This window comes from Caballeronia catudaia, assembly GCF_001544755.2.
In the GTDB taxonomy this organism is placed as follows: domain Bacteria; phylum Pseudomonadota; class Gammaproteobacteria; order Burkholderiales; family Burkholderiaceae; genus Caballeronia; species Caballeronia catudaia.
In genome coordinates this window covers 187265-211016 of record NZ_FCOF02000010.1, presented here as the reverse complement: position 1 = coordinate 211016, position 23752 = coordinate 187265, and the positions used below count along the sequence as shown (strand labels likewise).

29 protein-coding genes are annotated in these 23752 nt (G+C 64.0%); 12 read left to right on the top strand and 17 right to left on the bottom strand.

The features are described 5' to 3' along the window. Positions 1-180 precede the first annotated feature (180 nt). Positions 181-672 carry a peptidoglycan-binding protein LysM gene (gene lysM, locus AWB75_RS14270; RefSeq protein WP_061124714.1) on the top strand — a complete coding sequence of 164 codons (492 nt, stop codon included), beginning with the start codon at positions 181-183 and terminating at the stop codon, positions 670-672. Positions 673-737: 65 nt separating this feature from the next. On the opposite strand, the gene AWB75_RS14265 is transcribed toward lysM, so the two are convergent. From AWB75_RS14265 to AWB75_RS14240, 6 genes are all read right to left on the bottom strand, one after another. Then, the gene (locus AWB75_RS14265; RefSeq protein WP_087086616.1) at positions 738-1730 is read right to left on the bottom strand and encodes an asparaginase; all 993 of its coding nucleotides are present in this window, start codon (positions 1728-1730) and stop codon (positions 738-740) included. 31 nt (positions 1731-1761) lie between these two features. Continuing rightward, positions 1762-2688, bottom strand: coding sequence for a CysB family HTH-type transcriptional regulator (locus AWB75_RS14260; RefSeq protein WP_061124712.1), 927 nt, complete (start codon positions 2686-2688; stop codon positions 1762-1764). Positions 2689-2715: 27 nt separating this feature from the next. Continuing rightward, positions 2716-3789, bottom strand: coding sequence for a sulfate/molybdate ABC transporter ATP-binding protein (locus AWB75_RS14255; RefSeq protein ID WP_061124711.1), 1074 nt, complete (start codon positions 3787-3789; stop codon positions 2716-2718). Between the two features lie 16 nt (positions 3790-3805). Then, positions 3806-4702 (bottom strand): sulfate ABC transporter permease subunit CysW, encoded by an 897-nt coding sequence (gene cysW, locus AWB75_RS14250; RefSeq protein WP_061124710.1) that lies wholly within the window; start codon positions 4700-4702, stop codon positions 3806-3808. Then, on the bottom strand, positions 4699-5583 hold the full coding sequence (gene cysT / locus AWB75_RS14245) for a sulfate ABC transporter permease subunit CysT (protein WP_061124737.1): 885 nt from the start codon (positions 5581-5583) through the stop codon (positions 4699-4701). Before cysT ends, cysW begins: the two co-directional genes overlap by 4 nt. A gap of 94 nt (positions 5584-5677) precedes the next feature. Then, the gene (locus AWB75_RS14240) at positions 5678-6697 is read right to left on the bottom strand and encodes a sulfate ABC transporter substrate-binding protein (protein WP_061124709.1); all 1020 of its coding nucleotides are present in this window, start codon (positions 6695-6697) and stop codon (positions 5678-5680) included. Positions 6698-6945: 248 nt separating this feature from the next. Here AWB75_RS14240 and lexA point away from each other — a divergent pair, with 248 nt between their 5' ends. The 3 genes from lexA (at position 6946) to AWB75_RS14225 (ending at position 8855) form a co-directional block, all read left to right on the top strand. Continuing rightward, positions 6946-7623: a transcriptional repressor LexA gene (gene lexA / locus AWB75_RS14235; RefSeq protein ID WP_061124708.1), complete on the top strand. Its 678-nt coding sequence runs from the start codon at positions 6946-6948 to the stop codon at positions 7621-7623. A gap of 214 nt (positions 7624-7837) precedes the next feature. Beyond that, entirely contained in the window at positions 7838-8164 is a 327-nt protein-coding gene (locus tag AWB75_RS14230; RefSeq protein ID WP_061124707.1) for a hypothetical protein, read from the top strand. Positions 8165-8264: 100 nt separating this feature from the next. Next, on the top strand, positions 8265-8855 hold the full coding sequence (locus AWB75_RS14225) for a DUF2939 domain-containing protein (protein WP_061124706.1): 591 nt from the start codon (positions 8265-8267) through the stop codon (positions 8853-8855). Positions 8856-8872: 17 nt separating this feature from the next. On the opposite strand, the gene AWB75_RS14220 is transcribed toward AWB75_RS14225, so the two are convergent. Continuing rightward, positions 8873-9382, bottom strand: a complete 510-nt coding sequence (locus AWB75_RS14220; protein ID WP_061124736.1) for a universal stress protein — start codon at positions 9380-9382, stop codon at positions 8873-8875. Positions 9383-9694: 312 nt separating this feature from the next. On the opposite strand from AWB75_RS14220, the gene nodI reads away from it, so the two are divergent. Further along, a complete protein-coding gene (gene nodI / locus AWB75_RS14215) occupies positions 9695-10660 on the top strand; it encodes a nodulation factor ABC transporter ATP-binding protein NodI (RefSeq protein WP_061124705.1) in 966 nt (321 codons plus the stop codon). A gap of 4 nt (positions 10661-10664) precedes the next feature. Then, positions 10665-11519 carry an ABC transporter permease gene (locus AWB75_RS14210; RefSeq protein WP_268807829.1) on the top strand — a complete coding sequence of 285 codons (855 nt, stop codon included), beginning with the start codon at positions 10665-10667 and terminating at the stop codon, positions 11517-11519. Positions 11520-11574: 55 nt separating this feature from the next. Here the strand turns inward: AWB75_RS14210 and gnd are convergent, their stop codons facing one another. From gnd to AWB75_RS14195, 3 genes are all read right to left on the bottom strand, one after another. Further along, positions 11575-12555: a phosphogluconate dehydrogenase (NAD(+)-dependent, decarboxylating) gene (gene gnd / locus AWB75_RS14205; protein WP_061124704.1), complete on the bottom strand. Its 981-nt coding sequence runs from the start codon at positions 12553-12555 to the stop codon at positions 11575-11577. A gap of 6 nt (positions 12556-12561) precedes the next feature. Further along, the gene (gene tkt, locus AWB75_RS14200) at positions 12562-14655 is read right to left on the bottom strand and encodes a transketolase (RefSeq protein ID WP_061124703.1); all 2094 of its coding nucleotides are present in this window, start codon (positions 14653-14655) and stop codon (positions 12562-12564) included. Between the two features lie 290 nt (positions 14656-14945). Beyond that, positions 14946-15998: an NADP(H)-dependent aldo-keto reductase gene (locus tag AWB75_RS14195; RefSeq protein WP_061124702.1), complete on the bottom strand. Its 1053-nt coding sequence runs from the start codon at positions 15996-15998 to the stop codon at positions 14946-14948. Between the two features lie 193 nt (positions 15999-16191). On the opposite strand from AWB75_RS14195, the gene AWB75_RS14190 reads away from it, so the two are divergent. Then, entirely contained in the window at positions 16192-17619 is a 1428-nt protein-coding gene (locus AWB75_RS14190; protein ID WP_061124701.1) for an MFS transporter, read from the top strand. 5 nt (positions 17620-17624) lie between these two features. Here the strand turns inward: AWB75_RS14190 and AWB75_RS14185 are convergent, their stop codons facing one another. Together AWB75_RS14185 and AWB75_RS14180 are read right to left on the bottom strand one after the other, a co-directional pair. Continuing rightward, positions 17625-17915, bottom strand: coding sequence for a helix-turn-helix domain-containing protein (locus tag AWB75_RS14185; protein ID WP_061124700.1), 291 nt, complete (start codon positions 17913-17915; stop codon positions 17625-17627). Continuing rightward, the gene (locus AWB75_RS14180; protein WP_061124699.1) at positions 17908-18264 is read right to left on the bottom strand and encodes a type II toxin-antitoxin system RelE/ParE family toxin; all 357 of its coding nucleotides are present in this window, start codon (positions 18262-18264) and stop codon (positions 17908-17910) included. The genes AWB75_RS14185 and AWB75_RS14180 overlap by 8 nt, the downstream gene beginning before the upstream one ends. Positions 18265-18456: 192 nt before the next feature. Between AWB75_RS14180 and AWB75_RS14175 the strand changes: the two genes are divergently transcribed. The 4 genes from AWB75_RS14175 (at position 18457) to AWB75_RS14160 (ending at position 20085) form a co-directional block, all read left to right on the top strand. Continuing rightward, positions 18457-18654 carry a hypothetical protein gene (locus AWB75_RS14175; RefSeq protein WP_061124698.1) on the top strand — a complete coding sequence of 66 codons (198 nt, stop codon included), beginning with the start codon at positions 18457-18459 and terminating at the stop codon, positions 18652-18654. A 181-nt stretch (positions 18655-18835) separates the two neighbouring features. Beyond that, positions 18836-19225, top strand: coding sequence for a hypothetical protein (locus AWB75_RS14170; protein WP_061124697.1), 390 nt, complete (start codon positions 18836-18838; stop codon positions 19223-19225). Between the two features lie 4 nt (positions 19226-19229). After that, entirely contained in the window at positions 19230-19580 is a 351-nt protein-coding gene (locus AWB75_RS14165; RefSeq protein WP_061124696.1) for a hypothetical protein, read from the top strand. A gap of 34 nt (positions 19581-19614) precedes the next feature. Then, positions 19615-20085, top strand: a complete 471-nt coding sequence (locus AWB75_RS14160; RefSeq protein ID WP_061124695.1) for a lytic transglycosylase domain-containing protein — start codon at positions 19615-19617, stop codon at positions 20083-20085. On the opposite strand, the gene AWB75_RS14155 is transcribed toward AWB75_RS14160, so the two are convergent. Together AWB75_RS14155 and AWB75_RS14150 are read right to left on the bottom strand one after the other, a co-directional pair. Then, positions 20082-20450 (bottom strand): hypothetical protein, encoded by a 369-nt coding sequence (locus AWB75_RS14155; RefSeq protein ID WP_061124734.1) that lies wholly within the window; start codon positions 20448-20450, stop codon positions 20082-20084. The two genes, AWB75_RS14160 and AWB75_RS14155, sit on opposite strands and share 4 nt — an antisense overlap. An 84-nt stretch (positions 20451-20534) precedes the next feature. Beyond that, a complete protein-coding gene (locus AWB75_RS14150; RefSeq protein WP_061124694.1) occupies positions 20535-21272 on the bottom strand; it encodes an SDR family oxidoreductase in 738 nt (245 codons plus the stop codon). A 251-nt stretch (positions 21273-21523) separates the two neighbouring features. On the opposite strand from AWB75_RS14150, the gene AWB75_RS14145 reads away from it, so the two are divergent. Next, positions 21524-22546 (top strand): methyltransferase, encoded by a 1023-nt coding sequence (locus tag AWB75_RS14145; RefSeq protein ID WP_061124693.1) that lies wholly within the window; start codon positions 21524-21526, stop codon positions 22544-22546. 28 nt (positions 22547-22574) lie between these two features. Here AWB75_RS14145 and AWB75_RS14140 read toward each other — a convergent pair whose 3' ends face one another. The 3 genes from AWB75_RS14140 to AWB75_RS14130 all read right to left on the bottom strand — a co-directional run bounded on the left by AWB75_RS14140 (position 22575) and on the right by AWB75_RS14130 (position 23654). After that, entirely contained in the window at positions 22575-22778 is a 204-nt protein-coding gene (locus AWB75_RS14140; RefSeq protein WP_061124692.1) for a hypothetical protein, read from the bottom strand. 113 nt (positions 22779-22891) lie between these two features. Continuing rightward, a complete protein-coding gene (locus AWB75_RS14135) occupies positions 22892-23287 on the bottom strand; it encodes a DUF5594 family protein (protein ID WP_061124691.1) in 396 nt (131 codons plus the stop codon). Positions 23288-23351: 64 nt separating this feature from the next. Further along, the gene (locus AWB75_RS14130) at positions 23352-23654 is read right to left on the bottom strand and encodes a hypothetical protein (RefSeq protein ID WP_061124690.1); all 303 of its coding nucleotides are present in this window, start codon (positions 23652-23654) and stop codon (positions 23352-23354) included. Positions 23655-23752: the final 98 nt, after the last annotated feature.

Sequence of the window (23752 nt, the reverse complement as noted above, 5' to 3'; positions counted from 1 at the left end):
GAAACGTGGCAGTCAAAGGAGCTAAATGTGTTACCCATGTCCTGACACACCTGTTACCCATGTCTCCGGTCTATACACAAATCCTTTTGTTGAAACTCAGAACTATCTGGTGGTGATCGCGACTAATCTGCCTAGACTTCGCGAGCCGTAAATCACCATCGTTAATCAAGGAGTTGAACAATGGGAATCCTCAGCTTTATCAAGGAAGCAGGCGAGAAACTCTTCGGCGCAGCCACGCCGATCGCGCAGGCGGCTCCGGCTGCCGCGCCCGTCGATGTCGCCGCGCTCAACCAGAAAGCGGGCGAAGCCATCGCGACGTACATTCGTTCGCAAGGTCTCAACGCGGACAATCTGCAAGTCCAGTATGACGGCGCATCGCATACGGTGACCGTGTCGGGTCAGGCGCCGGATCAGGCGACGAAGGAAAAGATCCTCGTCGCCGCGGGCAACGTGCAGCACGTCGACAAGGTTGACGATCAACTGACCGTGCCGAATTCCGAACCCGAGTCGCAGTATTACACCGTCGTGTCGGGCGACAATCTCTGGAAAATCGCCGAGAAGTATTACGGCAACGGTTCGAAGAACGATGTGATCTTCGAAGCGAACAAGCCGATGCTGAAGAGCCCGGACAAGATTTATCCGGGACAGGTGCTGCGCATTCCCGCGGCCTGAGTTTCTCTGATCCTCTCTGAAGCCTCAACGAAAAACGCGAACTTCCGTTCGCGTTTTTCATTTTTTCAGTAAGTGTCGAAGACGCGCTGAAGGTCTTGCGCGCTTGCCGCCAGCGCCAGCATCAGCAGCACGCGCGCCTTGTACGGATTGAGCGTGCCCGCGCTGATCGTGCCGAGCGCGTCGTCGTTGGCCGCGCCGTTGCGCATCACGTGCCCCGAGCCCACGCGCGACGCGCGCACCACCGCGACGCCCTGCTTCACCGCATCCCCGAGCGCGTGCGTGAGCGTCGCATGCATCGAGCCGTTGCCCGTGCCCGCGATGACGATGCCCTTCACACCCGCCGCAACCAGCGCATCCACCATCACGCCCGACGCATCGGCGTGGCTCGTGACGACTTCCACCATCGGCCATCGATCCGCCACGGCGAACTCGCTTGCGCTCGTGTGCGGTCGCACGACCGTACGTTGAAATTCCACGCGCCCATCTTGCACGAAGCCGAGGACGCCCGTTTCGGGTGAGCGAAACGCATCGACCGCGTAGGTGCTCGTCTTGGTGACATCGCGCGCGCAGTGAATCTGGTTGTTGAACGCGACGAGCACGCCTTGCCCTTTGGCGCTCGCGGACGCCGCAACAGTGACGGCGTTGAGCAGGTTCAGCGGGCCATCGGCGGATAGCGCGGTCGACGGGCGCATCGCCGCCGTCAGCACGACGGGCTTCGCGCTCTTCACCGTGAGATGTAGCAGATACGCGGTTTCTTCGAGCGTGTCGGTGCCGTGCGTGACGACGACGCCGACTATGTCGTCCTGCGCGAGCAACTCGTCGATACGGCGCGCGAGTGTCGTCCACAACGCGGCGCTCATATCTTTGCTGTCGATACTCGCGATCTGTTCGGCGTGAATGCTCGCGACGGATGACAGAGCAGGCACGGCAGCGAGCAGTTTGTCGACGCCGACGACGCCCGCCTTGTAGCCCGCCGTCTTCGATGCATCACCGGCTTGTCCGGCGATGGTGCCGCCCGTTGCCAGCACGGCGATGCGAGGTAGGAAGGATGTATTCATGCCGGCGATTGTAAATCAGCCGGCACGTGATTCAAGCCGCTTCGCGAAGCTGCGCGGCGATCTGCGCTTCATCGAGTTGCGGCGCGAACATTTCGATCAGCCGGTACGCATACGCGCGCAGAAACGCGCCCTTCCGCAGGCCGACGCGCGTCGTGCTGGCTTCGAAGAGATGCTGCGTATCGAGCGCGACGAGCTCGGTGTCGCGCTTGGCGTCATAGGCCATCGCCGCGACGATGCCGATGCCCATGCCGAGTTCGACGTACGTCTTGATGACGTCGGCGTCGATTGCGGTCAGCACGATATCGGGAATCGCGCCCGCGCTCGCGAACGCCTGGTCCACATGGGAGCGGCCGGTGAAATCGGTGTCGTAGGTGACGATGGGATATTCGGCGATCTGTTCGAGCGTGATGTTCTCGACGCCGACGAGCGGATGATCCTTCGGCACCACTACCGTGTGATGCCACGAATAGCACGGGAACGTGACGATATCCGGATAACGGTCGAGCGCTTCGGTCGAAATGCCGATGTCCGCTTCGCCGTTGATGATCATCTGCGCGATCTGCTGCGGGCTGCCCTGACGCAGCGCGAGATGCACTTTCGGGAACACCTCGGTGAAGCGGCGGATGACCTTGGGCAGTGCGTAACGCGCCTGCGTGTGCGTCGTCGCGACGACCAGATGGCCGTTGTCCTGATCCGCGAACTGACGCGCGACGCGCCGCAGGTTCTCGGCGTCGAGCAGCATGCGCTCGATGAGCTGATGCACCTGCTTGCCCGGCTCCGTGAGACCGGTGAGACGCTTGCCGCGGCGAATGAAGATATCGACGCCGAGTTCGTCCTCGAGATCCTTGATCTGCTTCGACACGCCCGACTGCGACGTGTAAAGCACATTGGCGACCTCCGTCAGATTCATGTTCTGACGCACGGCCTCGCGCACGAAGCGCAATTGCTGGAAGTTCATGTAAGCCTCTCTATTTTTATGGTGTTGTCATTGCGCGGGGAAGACTCGCAAGGCGCGCGGCACGGCCGTGACGCCATCGCCGATATCGAGCTTAAGCGCGCGCCACGCCTCGCGATCCAGTTCCGCCTCGATCACGCCGCCGCTGCCTTCGAGTTCGACGCGCACCGAGCCGCCCAGCGTCACGACACGCCGCACGCCGACCGTGATGCCGTCGCCATGTGCACCGCCGGCGCCATCGGCGGGATAGAGCGCGAGATCGTGCGGACGCACATACGCGAGCGCCCGGCCGCTGAAATGCGGGTTCGCGGCGATCGCGGCAATCGGACTTGCGGCGCCATCGGCGACGAAGCCGTTCGCATCTAAATTACCCTGCAGCCGGTTCGCCGCGCCCAGAAACTCATAGACGAACGACGTCTGCGGATGATCGTACACGTCTTGCGGACTGCCCACCTGCTCCACGCGCCCGTGATTCATCACGACGATGCGATCTGCCACTTCGAGCGCCTCTTCCTGGTCGTGCGTGACGAAGAGCGTCGAGATATGCAGATCGTCGTGCAGACGGCGCAGCCAGCTTCGCAATTCCTTGCGCACTTTGGCGTCGAGCGCGCCGAAGGGTTCGTCGAGCAGAAGCACTTTCGGCTCGACGGCGAGCGCGCGCGCGAGCGCGATACGCTGCCGCTGCCCGCCCGACAGTTCCGACGGAAAGCGCTCCGACAACCAGTCGAGCTGTACGAGTTTCAGAAGCTCATGCACCTTCTCGCGAATGACCGATTCCGAAGGCCGCTCGCGGCGCGGCTTCACGCGCAGGCCGAACGCGACGTTCTCGAACACGGTCATGTGGCGGAACAGTGCGTAATGCTGGAACACGAAGCCGACCTGCCGCTCGCGCGCGCCGACTTCCGCGACGTCCTCGCCGTGCAGCACGACCTGGCCCGCATCGGCGAATTCGAGGCCCGCGATCACGCGCAGAAGCGTGGTCTTGCCGCAGCCGGAAGGCCCGAGCAGCGCGACGAGCTCGCCCGCCGGGAAATCGAGCGTGACGTTGTCGAGCGCGGTGAAATCGCCGAAGCGTTTTTGCAGATTGCGAACGATGATGCTCATGATGATGTCGGCCTCTTCAATTCTGTGCGGTGGCTTTGGCTTCGGTGACGGCTTGCGTCATGCGCCGCTCCGCGAGGAGCTTCAGCGCGAGCGTCACGAGCGCGAGCAGCGCAAGCAGCGACGCCACCGCGAACGCGGCCGAAAAGTTGTATTCGTTGTAGAGAATTTCGACGTGCAGCGGCATCGTGTCGGTCTGCCCGCGGATATGGCCCGACACCACCGACACCGCGCCGAACTCGCCCATCGCCCGCGCGTTGCAGAGGATCACGCCGTAGAGCAGGCCCCACTTCACGTTGGGCAAGGTCACGCGCCGGAAAATCTGCCAGCCCGACGCGCCGAGCACGTGCGCCGCTTCTTCCTCATCGTTGCCTTGCGCCTGCATCAGCGGAATCAGCTCGCGCGCGACGAACGGGAACGTGACGAAGATCGTCGCGAGCACGATGCCGGGCACCGCGAAGATGATCTGCACGTCGTGCGCGGCGAGCCACGGGCCGAACCAGCCCTGCGCGCCGAACATCAGTACGTAGATGAGACCGGAGATCACGGGCGACACGGAGAACGGCAGGTCGATGAGCGTCGTCAGCAGCGCACGGCCCTTGAACTCGAACTTCGCGATCGCCCACGACGCCGCGAGCCCGAACACGACGTTCAGCGGCACGGCGATCGCGGCGATCATCAACGTGAGCTTGATCGCGGACCACGCGTCCGGGTCCTTCAGCGACTCGAAGTAGTAATCGACGCCCTTCGCGAACGCCTGCACGAACACCGCCACGAGCGGCACCACGAGAAAGAGCGCGAGAAACGCGAGCGCGATGCCCGTGAGCAGCCAGCGCACGGCGCGCGGCTCGGTGACGGGATTGAGGCTTTGCACGCCGCGGCGCGTCGCCGTCTGCAACGGAAGGACCTTGCTCATGCCGTTTCTCCCGCAGCCAGCGCGACGCTTGCAGGCGTGGCGCCGGTCTTGCTCGTGCGCCGTTGCAGGAACCACTGCAACGTGTTGATGAAGAGCAGCATCAGGAACGATACGCACAGCATCACGACGGCGAGCGCGGTCGCGCCGGCGTAATCGTATTGCTCGAGCTTGGTGATGATGAGCAGCGACGTGATCTCGGACTTCATCGGCACGTTGCCCGCGATGAAGATCACCGAGCCGTATTCGCCGAGCGCACGCGCGAACGCGAGCGCGAAACCGGTCAGGAGCGCGGGAAAGAGCGAAGGCAGCACGACGCGGCGGAACGTGAGCCAGCGCGTCGCGCCGAGGCACGCGGCGGCTTCTTCCTGTTCGCGCTCGAAGTCTTCGAGCACCGGCTGCACCGTGCGGACGACGAAAGGCAAGCCGATGAACGTCAGCGCGACGAGCACGCCGAGCGGCGTGAACGCGACCTTGATGCCGAGCGGCGCGAGATATTGTCCGATCCAGCCGTTGCCCGCATACACGGCCGCGAGCGAAATGCCGGCCACCGACGTCGGCAGCGCGAACGGCAGATCGACCATCGCATCGACGATGCGCTTGAACGGGAACGTGTAGCGCACCAGCACCCACGCGACGAGAAAGCCGAACACCGCGTTGATGAGCGCGCCGCCGAGCGCCGCGCCGAACGTCAGCCGATACGACGCCAGCACGCGCGGCGATGTCACCGCGCGCACGAACTGCGGCCAGTCGAGCGTCGCGGTCTTCGCGAAGGTCGCGGCAAGCGGAATCAGCACCACGAGGCTCAGGTACGCCACCGTGATGCCGATCGTCAGGCCGAACCCTGGAAGCGCGCTCGGCTTCCTGAATGTGAGGGTCGTCATCCTTGATTCATCCTTTTTCTGCGCGCCGGGGTCGGGCGCGTTGCTGCTTCCGGCGCGCGGCGTCATTGACGCGCCGCGTCGCCGCCTGTTTCGCTTATTGCGGCTGATAGATCGAATCGAACACGCCGCCGTCCGCGAAATGCGTCTTCTGGGCCTTGGTCCAGCCGCCGAACGTGTCGTCGATGGTATAGAGCTTCAGCTTCGGAAACTGCTTCGTGAGCTCGGCCGGAACCTTGTCCGAGCGCGGCCGATAGAAGTTGCGCGCGGCGATCTGCTGGCCTTCGTCGCTATACAGATACTTGAGATAGGCTTCCGCGAGCTTGCGCGTGCCGTGTTTGTCGACGACCTTGTCGACCACGGCGACCGGCGGCTCCGCCAGAATGCTCACCGACGGCGCCACGATCTCGAACTTCTCCGGCCCGAACTCCTTCAGCGACAGGAACGCCTCGTTTTCCCACGCGATCAGCACGTCGCCCTGCCCGCGCTGCACGAAGCTCGTCGTGGCGCCCCGTGCGCCGGAATCGAGCACGCCCGCGTTCTTGTAGAGCTTCGTCACGAAGTCCTTCGCCGTTTGCTCGTTGCCGCCCTGTTTGTGCTGTGCATAGGCCCACGCCGCGAGATAGTTCCAGCGCGCCCCGCCCGATGTCTTCGGATTCGGCGTGACGATCGAGACGCCCGGCTTCGTCAGGTCGTCCCAATCCTTGATGTGTTTCGGATTGCCCTTGCGCACGAGGAACACGATCGTCGACGTGTAGGGCGACGCATTGTCGGGCAGACGCTTTTGCCAGTCCGCGCCGAGGCCCTTGCCCGCGAGCGCGTCGATATCGTAGGCGAGTGCGAGCGTCACGACATCGGCCTGCAGGCCGTCGAGCACTGCGCGCGCCTGGCCGCCGGAGCCGCCGTGCGATTGCTTGAAGGTGACCGTCTCGCCCGTGTCGGCCTTCCATTTCTTCGTGAACGCCTGATTGAAGTCTTGGTACAGCTCGCGGGTCGGGTCGTAGGAGACGTTCAAAAACGACGTGTCGGCATGCGCGGGCGCCGTCATGATCAGCCCCGCCGCACTCAGCGCCGCCGCAGCGAGCAGCCGCCGCAATCCTGTGTTGATGCTTTGCATTCCCCGTTCTCCGTCTTATCGAATTGACGGAATCAGTCTATCGACGCGCCTATATGATTAGAAATAATCGTTCTTCACTTTTTTATACGAAAAAACTGCTAAGAACGATATTCCTGAGTGGAAAAAGCGGGGTCAGCGCTGGCGCGGTCCCGCACGGCCGAACTTAAAGTAAAGCTTGAAAAGTGCCGAATACTGTATAAAAATACAGTTACCTGTCCATTCATACAGTGCATCAGGGGCCCGAGCCAGTGACCAGAACATCAAAACTTACCGCGCGGCAACAGCAGGTTTTCGAACTGATCCAGCGCGCGATCGAGCGCACCGGCTTTCCGCCGACGCGTGCCGAGATTGCGGCCGAGCTGGGTTTCAGTTCGGCGAACTCGGCCGAGGAGCATCTTCGGGCGCTGGCTCGCAAGGGCGTGATCGAGCTGGCGGCGGGTTCTTCGCGCGGCATCCGTCTGCTCGGCGACGCATCGCGCATTGATCGCTCGGAAGAGCTGCCGCATCAGCTCACGCTGCCGCATCAGAGCATCATGCAGTTGTCGCTGCCGCTGGTCGGGCGCGTTGCGGCGGGTAGCCCGATCCTGGCGCAAGAGCACATCTCGCAGCACTACGCGTGCGATCCGGCGTTCTTTTCCAGCAAGCCGGACTACCTGCTGAAGGTGCGCGGCCTTTCGATGCGCGATGCCGGCATTCTCGACGGCGACCTGCTCGCCGTGCAGAAACGCAACGAAGCGAAGGACGGGCAGATCGTCGTCGCGCGCCTCGGCGACGACGTCACCGTGAAGCGCTGGAAGCGCCGTCCGGACGGCGTCGAACTGATCGCCGAGAACCCGGACTATGAAAACATTTTCGTGCGATCCGGCAGCGGCGATTTCGCGTTGGAAGGCATCGCGGTCGGACTGATCCGTTCGGGCGAATTCTGACGGCTCGCTAAAGGCGTGGCGAGGCGTTGGGAGGTGCGGGCGGCAGCAAATAAATGATGCTCCGCTTGTCGCACGGAGACAGGAAATGTCTCGGTAAGAGCGGAATATCACCTCACCCACTGCTTCGAACGCTTTAAGGCGTCTCAAACACAACCAGCATGACGGCCACCGCGCGCGGTGCGCCGCGGTGCGTCCTATCGTCTGGAGAGTCATAATGGAACGTTTTGCCCGTCTGCTGCCCTTCCGTCAGTTCGGCCGCCTGCGCCATTTGCGCACGCTGATCACGTGCGGCATGCCGCGCGCCGAAACTACGCCCGACCTCTTCGACGAAATGCCCGCGCTTCCGTCGCGCCAGCCGGCCTTTGCGCGCGTGTCGCTGAACAGCGCGGTGCACGCGGAGCCCGAACAGCGCGCGCCGGTGCGGGTCTATCGCGGACAATCGCGGGTGATTTTCGTGGGCAAGATCGATGAAGTGTCGCGCATGATCGACCGTTGCATCGCCGAGGAAAGCGCGGGGCTCACCGGCGGCATTCTGGCTTGAATCGTGGTGCTGGTACGCGGCACGTGAAGTCCCGGGATTTATCACGCGCCTGCGTGGTCAATTCCGGAGTCACGTTCCGCAAGAGAGGCTTCGCCCTCGCATGTCACGCACTTCCCGTTCTGTCGCCACCGCGCTCGTCGTTCTGATTCTCGTCGCAGCGCTCGGTTTCGTTTATGCGTCACCGTATATCGCGTTGAATCGCGTTAAGCGTGCCGCCGATGCGCGCGACGCGCAGACCGTCAACGAATACGTCGATTTTCCCGCGCTTCGCGCGAGTCTCAAGGATCAGGTCGCGGCGCTGCTCACACGCCGCATCGATATCCAGAAAAGCGGCAATCCGCTCGCGATCATTGGCGCGATGATCGGTGCGGCGCTCGTCGGTCCTTTGGTGGATTCGTATGCGACCCCGGACGGCGTCGCGGCCATTCTGAACGGCATTCCGCCGCGTGGCGATCCGGGCGAGCGTCCGCCACAAGCGAGCAACGGCGCTGCGGCGAATGCGCCTTCCTCAGGCGTGACGACCGCGCAACAGCCGCCCCGAGAACCACCGCAGACGACCGCCGGGTACCGGGACCTGAACACGTTCGTGGTCACGTATCAGCACGGCGCCGGCGATGCGCGTTACTCGGCGATCTTCCATCGCTACGGGCTCGTGTCGTGGAAGCTCGCCGCCGTCGATCTCAACGGTTGACCGTCAAGCGTCCCCGCTCAGGCGCCGGCTTCCGCCTTGACCGGCCTCGCCGCGTAAGCCGCTTCGTCTTCCGCCTCGGCCGATTCGCCCGCCTGACACACGGCGACCAGAATGCTGCACTTCACGCGGTCGAGCAGCGGCGTATTGCCCGCGCCCATCCACCAGCGCGCGAGGCCGCTGCGGCAGCGATGACCCACGACGACGAGATCGACCTGAAGGCTCTCCGCGAGCGCAGCGATCTCGTCGATCGGATGCCCGAATGCGAAGTGGCCCTGCGCCTGCAAGCCGCGCTCTCGCAGCCATTCGACGCCTTCCTGCAGGATGTCACGCGCGGCTTCCTCGAAGCGTCCGCAGGCCATGTCGGTCAGCAATCCGGCGCTCTGCGCGATGCTCGAGCGCATGTCCACCACGGCGAGGACGTGCGTCTCCGCATTCAGGTCGAGCGCGAGATTCGCGCCCTGCCGAAGCGCCTTGCGGCCTTCTCGGGAACCGTCGTAGCACAGCAGGATTTTTCGATAGCTTTCCATCATGACCTCCCTGGCCAAATTCCCTTCGTGCGCCCCGTAGGGGCCGAGCGCGTCTTCATCTTGGTGTGTCGTTCCATGCGTGACAACGCTGGAAAACGCTAACCAACGCCAACACGTTAGCTCGCACCGTGCCAGAACCGCGAACTGCCCGAAAGACAAGCCTCTGGCACTATCGGCCGGAACCGGTTCAACCTGCTCCGCACAATGTTCGACCCGGCGCGTCGCTTGCGGTTGCACGCCGAGCGCCGCGCCGGTGCATTGGATTACACTGCCCGCTGGATTTCCCTATGCGGTTTTCCCCGCATCGAATGCATGACTGATCAAACATTGCAACGAGCGAAACGCATCGTCGCCGATGAAACCGGCGCGCCGCCCGCCATCGAATTCACTGAAGTAAGGAAGCGCTACGGTGAGCGCACGGTCGTCGGTGGCCTGTCGTTCGATGTGCGGCCCGGCGAATGCTTCGGACTGCTCGGCCCGAACGGCGCGGGCAAGACGACGACGCTCAAGATGCTGCTCGGCATCACGTCGCCGGACGGTGGCGCGATCCGGCTCGTCGGCGAGCCGGTGCCCGCGCGCGCCCGTTTCGCACGCGAGCGCGTAGGCGTCGTGCCGCAGTTCGACAATCTCGATCCCGATTTCACGGTGCGCGAGAATCTGCTCGTGTTTGGCCGCTACTTCGGCCTGCGGGGCGCGCGCATGGATGCGCTCGTGCCTTCGCTGCTGGAGTTCGCGCGGCTGGAGAGCAAGGCAGATGCGCGCGTCGGCGAACTGTCGGGCGGCATGAAGCGGCGCCTTACGCTCGCGCGCGCGCTCGTCAACGATCCCGATGTCCTCGTGATGGACGAACCGACCACGGGCCTCGATCCGCAGGCGCGGCATCTCATCTGGGAGCGCTTGCGCTCCCTGCTCGCGCGCGGCAAGACGATTCTCCTGACGACGCACTTCATGGAAGAAGCCGAGCGTCTGTGCGACCGGCTCTGCGTGATCGAGGAAGGCCGCAAGATCGCCGAAGGACGGCCGCACGATCTGATCGAATCGGTGATCGGTTCGGACGTGATCGAAATCTACGGCCCCGATCCGCAGGCGCTCGCCGCGGAGCTCGCGCCCTTCGTCGAGCGCATGGAGGTGAGCGGCGAGACGCTCTTTTGCTACGTCGACGATCCGCAACCCGTGCATGTGCGCGTGAAAGGCCGCGCCGACGTGCGCTATCTGCATCGGCCGGCGAATCTCGAAGATGTGTTCCTGCGCCTCACGGGGCGCGAGATGGTGGACTGAGTTCATGGATACGCTCGAACAATCGCGCGTCGACGGAAAACGCGCGCGCACGCCGCCGAAGCATTCGGACAATCTGTCTCCGTTGTCCAACGCGCTTCCCGCGAACGCCACGCACTGGATGTCGGTGTGGCGACGCAACTATCTCGTCTGGAAGAAACTCGCGATTGCGTCGATGATCGGCAATCTCGCCGACCCGATGATCTATCTGTTCGGCCTCGGACTCGGCCTCGGGCTGATGGTCGGGCATGTCGATGGCGTGTCGTATATCGCGTTTCTCGCGGCGGGCACGGTGGCGTCGAGCGTGATGATGTCATCGAGCTTCGAGGCGATGTACTCCGGCTTCTCGCGCATGCACGTGCAGCGCACGTGGGAAGCGATCATGCACACACCGCTTACGCTCGGCGATATCGTGCTCGGCGAGATCGTCTGGGCCGCGAGCAAATCGGTGCTGTCGGGCGTGGCGATCATGCTGGTCGCGGGCGCGCTCGGTTACGCGGAATTTCCGTCGATGCTGATAGCGGTGCCCATCATCGTGCTGACGGGACTGGCGTTCGCGAGCACGGCGATGGTCGTCACCGCGCTTGCGCCGAGCTACGACTTCTTCATGTTCTATCAGACGCTCGCGCTCACGCCGATGCTCCTGCTCTCCGGCGTGTTCTTCCCGATCGCGCAGTTGCCCGCGCTCGCCCGGCACGTCACGCAGGCGCTGCCGCTCTATCATGCGGTGGAACTGATCCGCTGCGCGATGCTCGCCCGCCCGTTCGACGGCGTGGCGCTGCATGTCGGCGTATTGATCGCGTATGCGATCGTGCCGTTCTTCGTGTGCGCGTGGCTTTTCCGGCGGCGCATGATGAAATGAAAACGGCGATGGACTTTCACAGTCCATCGCCGTTTCTGCATCGCTCGAGAGACGGCTACTTCACCGGAAACTCGTGATGCCCGCCGAAGCCGAAGCGCATCGCGGACAGCATGCGCTCGGGGAACGACTCGGCGTCGCGTGAGCGAAAACGCGTGTAGAGCGCCGCCGACAGCACCTGCGCGGGCACCGCTTCCTCGATCGCCGCCTCGATCGTCCAGCGCCCTTCGCCGCTGTCCGCGACTTCGGTCGAGAAGCGTTCGAGCGTGCCGTCGGTCGCGAGCGCGCCCGCGGTCAGATCGAGCAGCCATGACGACACCACGCTGCCGCGCCGCCACACTTCGGCGACATCCGCGAGATCGAGCGAATAGCGCTCGTCTTCCGCGAGATCCTTCGACTCCTTGTGCCTCAGGATGTGAAAGCCCTCGGCATACGCCTGCATCAATCCGTATTCGATGCCGTTGTGGACCATCTTCACGAAATGCCCCGAGCCGACCGGCCCGCAATGCATATAGCCGTTCTCGACGCGCGGATCGCGCCCTTCGCGTCCCGGCGTTTCGGGAATGTCGCCGCGTCCGGGCGCGAGCGTCGCGAGTATCGGATCGATGCGCTTCACCACCGCCTCATCGCCGCCGATCATCATGCAATAGCCGCGCGTCAGGCCCCAGACGCCGCCCGATGTGCCGACATCGACATAATGAATGCCCTGCTCGCGCAGTTGCCCGGCGCGGCGGATGTCGTCCTTGTAGAAAGTGTTGCCGCCGTCGATGATCACGTCGTCCGCGCCGAGGATCTTGTGCAGATCGTTGAGCGTGTCCTCGGTGATCTTGCCCGCGGGCAGCATCAGCCAGACGACGCGCGGCGCGTCGAGCTTCGCGACGAGATCGCCCAGATCCCTGGCGCCCGTCGCGCCTTCGCTCGCCAGCGCTTCGGTCGCTTGCGGAGCGTGGTCGTACACGACGCACGTATGCCCGGCGCGCATCAGGCGCCGCCCGATGTTGCCGCCCATGCGACCCAGTCCCACGATGCCGATCTGCATGATGGTTCACTCCTTGCCGTTGGCTTTGACGCGTTCGATCTGCTTTTTCGCGGCCTCGTAGACCGCCTCCGGCGTGAAGCCGAACTTCGTCTTGAGCGCCTTGAGCGGCGCCGACGCGCCGAACGTGTGCATCACGATCTGCGATCCCAGGCGGCCGACATAGCGGTCCCAGCCGATCGTCGCGGCCTGCTCGACGCAGACGCGCGCATGCACGTCGGGCGGCAGCACCGACTCCTTGTACGCCAGATCCTGCTGCTCGAAGATGTCCCACGAGGGCATCGACACGACGCGCGCCGCGACGCCTTCGGCCTTCAGCTTCTCATAGGCCTCGACGCACAGCGAGACTTCGCTGCCGGTCGCGAGCAACAGCACTTCGGGCTTCTTCCCGCCTTCGGTATCGGCGAGCACGTAAGCGCCGCGCCGCACGCCTTCCGCCGATGCGTATTTCTTGCGGTCGAAGGTCGGCAGCGGCTGACGCGTCAGCACGAGACACGACGGCTCCTTCGTGTGCGACAGCGCGACGCGCCACGCTTCGCCGACTTCGTTGGCATCGGCGGGACGCAGCAGGCAGAGGCCCGGCACCGCGCGCAAGGTCGCGAGCTGCTCGATCGGCTGATGCGTCGGGCCGTCTTCGCCGACGCCGATGGAGTCGTGCGTGAACACGTAGATCACCGGCACTTCCATGATCGCGGAGAGGCGGATCGGCGGCTTCATGTAGTCGCTGAAGATCAGGAACGTCGAACCGTACGGCCGCAGATTCGACAGCGCGAGGCCGTTGCAGACCGCGCCCATGCCGTGCTCGCGAATGCCGAAGTGCAGGTTGCGGCCGCCGTAGCTGTCGTGCTCGAAGCTGCCCGCGCCTTCGAACTTGAGATTCGTTTTCGTCGATGGCGACAGGTCCGCCGCGCCGCCGATGATCCACGGAATGCGCTGCGCGATCGCGTTGAGCACCTTGCCCGACGAATCGCGCGTGGCGAGCCCCTTCGGGTCCGCCTCGAAGGTCGGAATCGCGCTTTCCCAGCCTTCGGGCAGCTTGTGCTCCAGCATCATCCACGCTTCTTTCGCGAGCTCGGGCTGCGCTTTTTCGTAGGCGTCGAAACGCTGCTTCCATTCCGTGTGCGCCCTCTTGCCGCGCGCGCCCATGCCGTCGGCGAAGTGCTGCATCACGCCTTCGGGCACGTAGAACTGCTTGTCTTCCGGCCAGCCGTAGAACTTCTTCGCGAGCTTCACTTCCTCCTCGCCGAGCGCCTCGCCGTGCGCGCTCGCGGTGTTCTGCTTGTTCGGCGCGCCCCAGCCGATGATGCTCTTCACGACGATCAGCGTCGGCTTGTCAGTGTGCGACTTCGCCTTGTTGATGGCGTCTTCGAGCGCGTTTGCGTCGTTGGCGTCGTCGACGTGCAGCGTGTGCCAGTTGTAGCCGTGAAAGCGCGCTTCGACATCGTCGCTGTACGCGAGCTCCGTATGGCCTTCGATGGTGATCGTGTTGCTGTCGTAGATCCAGATCAGGTTCGACAGCTTCAGATGCCCCGCTAGCGACGCTGCTTCGTGCGACACGCCTTCCATCATGTCGCCGTCGCCACAGAGCGCGTAGACGCGGTAATCGAAGATCGTGTCCTTGCCCTTGTTGAAGCGCGCCTCCTTCCAGCGAGCGGCCATCGCCATCCCGACGCTGTTGCCGAGCCCTTGCCCCAGCGGCCCGGTCGTCGTCTCGACGCCTGTGGTCAGGCGGAACTCCGGATGGCCAGGGGTCTTGCTGTCGATCTGGCGGAACTGCTTGATGTCGTCGAGGGATACGGCGGCGTTGCCGGTCGGCTTGCCGTCTTCGTCGACTTCCTTCACGCCCGCGAGATGCAGCAGCGAATACAGCAGCATCGACGCATGACCGACCGACAGCACGAAGCGGTCTCGATTCGGCCAGAGCGGTGCGTCCGGATCGTAGCGAAGATGGTTTTGCCAGAGATGGAATGCGACGGGCGCGAGCGCCATCGGTGTGCCGGGGTGGCCGGAATTGGCCTTTTGCACGGCGTCCATCGAAAGCGTGCGGATGGTGTCGATCGTGAGGCGATCGAGATCTTTGCCCTGCGATGATGCTTGAGACATGAGCGACGACTCCTTTGCAAAGAGCGCGCTGTGGCGAAAGGCGCCGCAGCGGGCAACCAGGACCATCGAGCAAGTGTAGTGCCTTGGTGCCGGCACTGCACCGCGGGTGACACGAGGAGCGCGCCGCGAATCCCGCATTGCAGGATCCGGGCGGCATTACGGCAGAGTACGGGCCAAAAGTGAGCCCGGCGTTACAAAGCGATATCGGACGAAGGCGCGAACGTCAATGCTGACACATTCGCGCGCGAACCATGCGATTCTCCGTCAAATCGTTGAGCCCGCAGGAAATTTCACGGCGCGGGGTTCGGCTGACGTTCGTGCAACGCGTCGATTTCCGCCAGAATTTCTTCCGACAGTTCGACGTTTACGCTCTCGATGTTCTCTTTCAACTGCGCCATCGAGGTCGCGCCGATCAACGTGCTGGTCGTGAACGGCCGCGTGTTGACGAACGCGAGCGCGAGTTGCGTCGGCGTGAGTCCGTGGCGCTTCGTCAATTCGACATACGACGTGATCGCCGCGAGCGCCTGCGGCTTGCTGTAACGCTGGAAGCGCTCATAGAGCGTGATGCGCGCGCCCGCCGGACGCGCGCCGCCTTCGTACTTGCCGGACAGCCAGCCGAACGCGAGCGGCGAGTACGCAAGCAGCCCGACGCCTTCCCTGTGCGTGAACTCCGACAGGCCGAACTCGTAGGTGCGATTCACGAGACTGTACGGATTCTGAATGCTGACGATCTTCGGCAGTCCCGCCTTTTCGGCTGCGCGCAGGAATTGCGCGACGCCCCAGGGCGTTTCGTTCGACACGCCCACATGACGGATCTTGCCTGCCTTCACGAGATCGGCGAGCACGGCGAGCGTTTCCTCGATGGGCACCGTGTATTCGTCGTCGATATACGGATACGACGGCCGGCCGAAGGTCATCGTGTTGCGGTCGGGCCAGTGCAACTGATACAGATCGACGTAATCCGTTTGCAGGCGTTTCAGACTGCCGTCGATGGCCTCGTTCAGATTCTTGCGATCGAACTGATTGCCCGCGCCACGGATGTGCCGGGGATTGTGCGGCTGGCGCGCGGGTCCGGCCATCTTCGTCGCGAGCACGATATCGCCGCGCTTGGCGGCATGCTTCGCGAGCCACGTGCCGATGTATTCCTCCGTGCGGCCCTGCGTTTCTGGACGCGGCGGGACCGGGTACATTTCGGCGGCATCGATCAGATTCACGCCTTCGCCGAGCGCGTAATCAATCTGCTCGTGCGCTTCGCTCTCGGTGTTCTGCTCGCCCCAGGTCATGGTGCCGAGCCCGATCAGGCTGACTTCGACACCCGAATCACCCAGTTTCCGAAACTTCATGTGCTCTGTCCTCGTTCTTGTTGGCGTGGTGTTTGCGCGGCGTTGGCACGATGTCGGCATCGCGTTGGCGCATTGTCGGAAATGACTTCTGGCTGGTTTTCCGGCAATCGCAAAACCTACCATAGCCGCGAAAGGTCTGCTGTCGCGGCTAGAATGGCAGCCTTCCCGATACACGAAGAGGAGTGCCCGACCGATGCCGTCAGCAAGCGATCGCGAGAAGAACAAGGCCTCGTCGCTCATCGTCATGCTCGTCGCGGCGACGTTCTTCATGGAGAACCTCGACGGCACGATCATCGCCACCGCTTTGCCGCAGATGGCGCGCTCGTTCAACGTGCATCCCGCGGACATGAGTCTCGGCATCACGGCGTATCTGCTGACGCTCGCCGTCTTCATTCCGATTTCCGGCTGGGCCGCTGACCGCTTCGGCCTGCGCACGGTGTTCGCCAGCGCGATCGCGGTGTTCACGGCGGCGTCCGTGCTGTGCGCGACGACCTCGACCCTGCCCGCCTTCGCCGCGGCGCGCGTGCTCCAAGGCATCGGCGGCGCGATGATGGTGCCGGTCGGCCGCCTCGCCGTGCTGCGCGCGACGCCCAAGGAAGGCCTGATGCGCGCGATCGCGATCATCACATGGCCGGGGCTCGTCGCGCCGGTGATCGGCCCGCCGCTGGGCGGTTTCATCACGACGTACTCGTCGTGGCGCTGGATCTTCTACCTGAACGTGCCGCTCGGAGTGATCGGCCTCTTGCTGACGCTGCGCCATATCGACAACGTGCGCGAGGACGCGAAACGCCGCTTCGATCTGCCGGGCTTCGCGCTCTGCGGCATCGCGTGCACGACGCTGCTCTACGCGATGGAGCTCGTCGGCCGCAGCGACGCGGACTGGCGCTTCGTCGGCGTGCTCGTCGCGGTGGGCGTGGTGGCGGGCATCGCGTCGTGGCGGCATTTGCGGCGGGCGGCGCAGCCCGTCGTCGATCTGTCGGCGCTGAAGGTGAAGACTTTCGCCGTCGCGATGGGCGGCGGCTCGCTTTTTCGCATCGCGATCAGCGCGGCGCCGTTTCTGCTGCCGTTGATGTTCCAGGTCGGCTTCGGCATGAACGCGTTCGAATCGGGTCTGCTGACGCTCGCGGTGTTCGCCGGCAATCTGTCGATGAAGCTCGTGACGACGCCCGTGATGCGCCAGTTCGGGTTCCGTCCGGTGCTGATCGTCAATGGCGTGATCGCCGCCCTGTCGCTCGCCGCGATGAGCCTGCTCACGCCAGCGACCCCGAGGCTCCTGATCGTCGTCGTGCTGTTCGCGAGCGGCCTGTCGCGTTCGCTGCAGTTCACCGCGCTGAATACGCTCGCTTTCGCCGACGTCCCGAAAGCGCAGATGAGCGGCGCATCGGCGCTCTCCAGCACGCTTTTCCAGATGACGATGGGCATCGGCGTCGCGATCGGCGCGATCGCGCTGCGCATCGGCGAGTGGTTTCATGGCCACGACGCGCATTCCGTCGGGCCCGAGGATTTCAGCGTCGCGTTTCTGATCGTCGCGTTCGTGGGGTTGGTCGGCGTGCTCGATCTGTTCGGGCTTTCACGCGACGCGGGGGCGCTTGTTTCGGGGCATCGGAAGCCGAAGGCTTGAGGGGGTTATGACCCGTTGACGAGCTCGAATCTGAACCGCTTGCCGAGCGCGGCTGCGGCGCTTGCCAAAGTCGTCAGCGTAAGGCTGGTATCGCTGGCGTCGAGCAAACGGTTGAGCGCCGAGCGGCTCGTTTTCATCTTTGCCGCCATCGCCGTCTTGGTGATGTGCTGCGCCTTCATTTCCTGCTCGATCTGCCAGGCGATCACCCGCTTGATCGCTGTGGCGGTCACTTCCTCGAGGATGCCTTCTTCTTCGAGGAAATCGTCGAAGTCGCTTCCGACATGTTTCTTAGTCATATGGCACTCCGTCGTGGACGTCTCGCATTCGCGCCTCGGCCAGTTCGAAATCGCTCTTGGGCAACGCCTGCGATTTTTTGATGAAGCCGTGGAGGAGAATCATCTCGCCGTGTCGTACGGTGAAGAGCACTCGCGCGATTCTTTGATGCAGATGAATCCGTACTTCCCATAGATCTTTCTTCAATTTGCGAACGAGCGGCATGCCGAGCGGCCAACCAATCTGCACGGTCTTGATGTCAGCGCCAATCGCCTTCTTGTCCGCCGAGCCCAAGCTACTCAGCCATTCACGAACCGGCTCATTGCCGCAGGTTTGCCGAAAAAATCGGACTTTCAGAACGACATCTTGCATTACTCAACTTCCCGTTCTTATCATTACCTAATGATTTCGTTTCCATGCTGTTGACGTTTTGACTGTTATCGTTACGCGCCCGTATCCTTGTCATCGTGCGCTGATCGAAGCGTATCAAATTTGGTACGATTGGTAAAGTTTGCGATTGCGTTATCCGCTAAAGTCGGTGCCGCCCGCGCCGATAACCGCGGTATGAACGCCCACACCCTCGACGCACTCGCCGCCCTGACCGAAACGGTCGCCGTCATCCGTCATGCGCGCGGCCTGAAAAATCCCCACGATCTCCCCGAAGGCTCGCAAGACTGGCAGCGCGCCGCCGACGCCTTCGCCGATGACTTCCTCCGCGCGCTCGATGCCGAACCGAAGGTGGGCGCATGGTGGCGCATCTGATCGTCATGTCGCTGTCACGTCGGCAAGGGCGCCGCGCCGATCGTCGTGATTCGTGCGCGCCGCTTCCTCGAATCGGCGTCTTCTGCGTCAAGTCTTGCTAATTGCGAAACGTTTGCGCGCGGCTATCAAGTCGCGCGCGCCCGCGCCGACAACTCGCATATCGCCATGACTCAATCAGGAGATGCCAGTGAAGTGGGCAGCGTCACTTTTTGCCATCGCCGTCGCAGTCGCCTTAACCGGCTGCGCGCCGATGCCCGCGGCCAGCACGGCCCAGACCGACAAGCCGGCGATTTCCGCCGACATCCTTCGCTTCGAGATTCCCGCTGACGCCCTCGGCGCGCGCGATCCGCAACTGAGCGCGATTCTCGCGAAAGCGGGCGCGCTCGCCGCCGCGCAAAAGCAGCCGACGACCATTCTCGTCACCGCGCTCGCGCAGGACTTTCCGTACCTCAATCAGGCGATCTGGAAAGGCGTGCCAGCGAAACACGCGGTGCGGCTCAGCCTCGAAAACCTGACCGCCAGCGCGCGACAGCCGTACAGCGTGTCGATCAAGCCGACGCAGGGAGGCTGACGCGATGCGCCAAATCCTCTGTCTTTTCCCGATGGTCGCCGCCGGCCTGCTGCTTGCGTCGAGCGCCATCGCCGGTCCGCTCGACGTGAGCGCGCCCGCGTCCATGCAAACGCTCGCCGCGCTCGGCCCCGCTGTACAGAAGGTCTATCCGCCCTTGCCGACGCTGGCGATGCTGCCGCCCGCAGCCGGCGACGACGATCCGATCGCCCGTCCCCCGGGCAAGAAAGGGAAGAAAACGCGCCGCGTCGCCGATTGCAAATGCAGCGGCCCCGAACCGCGCCTCGTCGTGTCCGACGAATCGCGCGTCTATCTGAAAGACGTCGAGCTTCGCATCGACACGGCGCTCGCGCAGTAAGCCGCGTCGCTCATCGCCAGAAGGAGCCCGTTTCATGATCCATTCGACGTTCGGCGTCCTCGCCGCCTGCGTGCTGCTCGGCGCGACACTTTTTGCGAGCGCCGCGCGCGCCGACGATTGCTTCGAACAGGCCGGCGCCTACCAGGGCGTCAATCCGCTCGTGCTGCGCGCGGTCGCGTGGCGCGAATCGAAAGGCGATGCCGCCGCGATCAACCGCAACGCGAACGGCTCGATTGATATCGGCCAGTTGCAGATCAACTCCGTCCATTTTTCCGATCTTGCGCGTCACGGCATCCCGCGTCGCGCACTCACCGATCCGTGCGTCAACGTGTTCGTCGCTGCGTGGCTGCTGAAGCAGAAGATGGCCAAGTACGGCAACACGTGGCAGGCGATCGGCGCGTATCACTCGGAATCGCCGAAGCATCGCGATGCCTACGCGCGCAGCATTCAGCAGATCCTCGTCAGCTGGGGCGAACTGCAGCCCGCCGTGCGCGTCGTGCGCTAACGTCGCAGCCAGTCGAGCCATCCGAGCGCGATCGCCGCATTGACGATCACGCCGGTCGTCGCCGCGAGCGCCGCGATCATCGTCCAGAAAGCCGAGCGGCGCGACGCTTGCGCCGAGTCGCGGGCGAGCTGCGCAGCGTCGTTGGCGGAACTCACCGACGCGAACATCGCACGGAACTGCTCGTCCTGACGCGTCGCGTCCTTGCCGCGCAGCCACGCGCGCTTGAACGGCGCTTCGGGATCGGCGTCCGCGGATGCGTCGAGGTCCGCGCGCACCGACGTTTCCCCTGCCGCCTCGTAGCGGCGATAGCGCGCCTCGCGCGCGGCCGCTGCATCGCCGCCCCCTTCGTTCTCGTTCTCGCTCATGCCGATGCCCCGTGTGCGTGCCTCGCGAGATTGTGCGCCGCCTTTGCGCCAGATGCGTCGCAAAGCGCGGCACTCACGGTCGGCTCAAAGCTGGCTCATGCCGCCGTCGATGATGATCTCCGTGCCGACGATGAACCCCGATTCCGGCGATGCGAGATGCAGCACCGTCGCCGCCACTTCGCTCGACTTGCCGAAACGGCCGAGCGGGATCTGGCCGCGCAGTTGCGCGGCGGCATCGTCGGCGAGGCCGAGCTTGTCGTGCAGCGGCGTCGTGACCGGGCCCGGACTCACGACATTCACGCGCACGCCACGCGGCAGCAATTCCGCCGACAGCGTCTTCGCGAGCGACACGAACGCGGCCTTGCTCGCCGCATAGATCGACGACATCGGCATGCCGATATGCGCGTTGATCGAACCGTTCAGCACGATCGATGCGCCTTCGTTGAAGAGCGGCACGAGCGACTGGATCTGGAAGTACGGGCCCTTCACGTTGATCGCGAAAGTTTCGTCCCAGGCGCGTTCGTCGATGTCCGTGAACGGCCCGAACGTGGCGATGCCCGCGTTGACGAACACCGCGTCGAGCCGGATGTTCGCGTCGCTCAGGCGTTGCGCGAGTTCGCGCGCCGATTCGACCGTGCCCGTCACGTTGCGTATCGCCAGCGCGTTCGCGCCGAGCGACGCGCGCGCCGTGGCGAGCGAGCCTTCGTCGCGGCCCGTGACGACGACCCGCGCGCCTTCCGCGGCAAACGCCTGCGCCGTCGCGAGACCGATGCCGCTGTTGCCGCCGGTAACCAGAACTGTCTTGCCTTCGAAGCGGTTCATGATGTTGTCCTTGTGAACGTTGATCAGTGTGAAGCCATTATGGACAAGGATTCACGCGCTGCCGTGCGACGTCCTTGGCGCATACGTTCGAAATCGTCGAACGTGTTTCGTCTGCGCGATTTCCGCGTGTTGCAGCCAACATATCGCCTTGAACCCGACACGCGCGGCACCTAAAGTTACGCAGTCGTTTCCGGCTTGCCTACACATCCCAGCGAACCGCCATTCATCGTACTTCCGCCAGGAGGCACATCATGCAAGAGGCTACGAGCGCGAACCCAGATCCGCAACGGCTGCTGCAAATCGGCATGGCGTTCTGGGCGTCGAAGGCGATGCTCTCGGCGGTCGAGCTTGGCGTCTTTACGGCGCTGTCGAACGGTCCGCGGCAGGCGGACGATCTCGCGAAGGCGCTCGGGCTGCATCCCCGCGGGGCGCTGGATTTTCTCGATACGCTCGTCGCGCTCGATCTGCTCACGCGCGAGAACGGCCGCTACGCAAACACGCACGATGCCGATTTCTTCCTCGACCGCAACAAGCCGTCGTATGTCGGCGGCCTACTGGAGATGGCGAACGCGCGTCTCTACCCGTTCTGGGGATCGCTCACCGAAGCGCTGCGCACCGGGCTGCCGCAGAACGAAGCGAAGCACGGCGGCAATCTCTTCGAAACTCTGTACAGCGATCCGGCGCGTCTGCGCGGCTTTCTTCGCGCGATGAGCGGCGTCAGCATGGGCGCGGCGAAAGCGATCGCGCGGCAGTTTCCGTGGCGTGAGTACAGCACGTTCATCGACATCGGCGCGGCGCAGGGCGCGCTGCCCGTGCAGGTCGCGCTGGCGCATCCGCATCTGATGGGCGGCGGCTTTGACCTGCCGGTGGTCGGCCCGGTGTTCGATGAGTACGTCGCTGCAAACGGCCTTCAGGACCGGCTGCGTTTCTATCCCGGCGATTTCTTCAAGGACGCGTGTCCCTCGGCCGACGTGCTCGTGATGGGGCACATCCTGCACGACTGGAACCTGGAGCAAAAAATCGAGCTGCTCGCGAAGTGCCACGCGGCGCTGCCATCGGGCGGCTGCCTCATCGTGTACGACGCGATCATCGACGACGAGCGACGCCAGAACGCGTTCGGCCTGCTCATGAGCCTCAACATGCTGATCGAGACGCCGGGCGGCTTCGACTACACCGGCGCGCAGTGCTGCGCGTGGATGCGTGAAGCGGGATTTGCGACGGCGCGCGTCGAACCCCTGGCGGGAGCGGATTCGATGGTGATCGCGACGAAGTGAGTCCGCCGCCCGGCGCGCGCCGTGAAAATCAGCGGTCGTTCGACATGCCTTTGAGACGATCGGTGCCCGCGTCGCGGGCCGCGTCGGCGGTGGCGAAGTTTTCCTCGGAAACCATCGCGCGCTTGACTTCGCGCGCGTTGAAATCGACGAGCGCGATGACCCAGACGAAGCCGCCCGCCTGTTCCGCGGTTTGCACGAATGCGCGCAGATTGCCTTCATTCGACGATGCCATACCGACCTCCTCGTTCACGTTGATGCGCCCAGCCGGTGATGCGGGATGCGCAGGACCGGCGATGCGATGCGTCGGCTGAACGGGCGCTAACGGGCGGCAGCCGGCCGCCGTGATCAGGCTTCGAAGTCCAGACCGCCGAACAATACCGACGGTTCCGCCTGCGAGCGCGTCGCGAGATCCACTTCGCGCGCGCCCTGCCAGGCGTCGAGTTTCGCGGCGATTGCATCCAGATAACGCACGAATCGGGCCTCGCCGCCGGCGCCGAAGAGACGGTCGATCTCGTCGGCGTCCCAGGTGAGAAATACGTTGAGCGCACAGGCGTAGACGTGCCGATGCCCGTCGCCCTCGCGCCGCGCTTGCTCCGCGCTCACGTGCAGGCGCGCCGGCACGAACGGGCTTTCGTACGGAAGAATGGCGACGCGCACGCCGTGACCGGCGACACGCGTTACGCGTTCGACGATGCGCGGCATGAATTCGGTCTCGAACCGGAGCGCCTGTTCTCGATTCAACGCTTGTCTCCGCGAGCCGGGCGCCTGCCGTGGTGCGGCGATACGGCGCCCTTTTGCGAGATGCTCAGACGGCCGGCAGGTCTTCGAGCGATTTTTCGATCTGCCCGTCCTGCACGCGCGCCTCGATGCCGATATGTCCGTTCGCGTATGGCAGCGCGGCGACTTTCGGGCCGAGAAATGCGCGGCCGCCGAGGGTGAAGAGCGTGCGGACTTCCTTGCCGCTCTTGATGGCGTCCACGACCTGCTGGACGTCCACGATGGTCGTGGGCGCGGCCCAGGCGTTCGTGCCCGGATCGAAACTGCCCCAGCGCACGCTGGTCACACGGTCGTTGGTCCAGCGCACGCCGTCGATCGCCAAAGTAGCCATATCTGCCTCCCATGTCGTCTTTTTGGGGTGGTTTGAAAATGCTAGCACGGTGCGAGCGCGGCGGTTTGCGTTTGCGACGTGACGCGCATGCGCGCGAC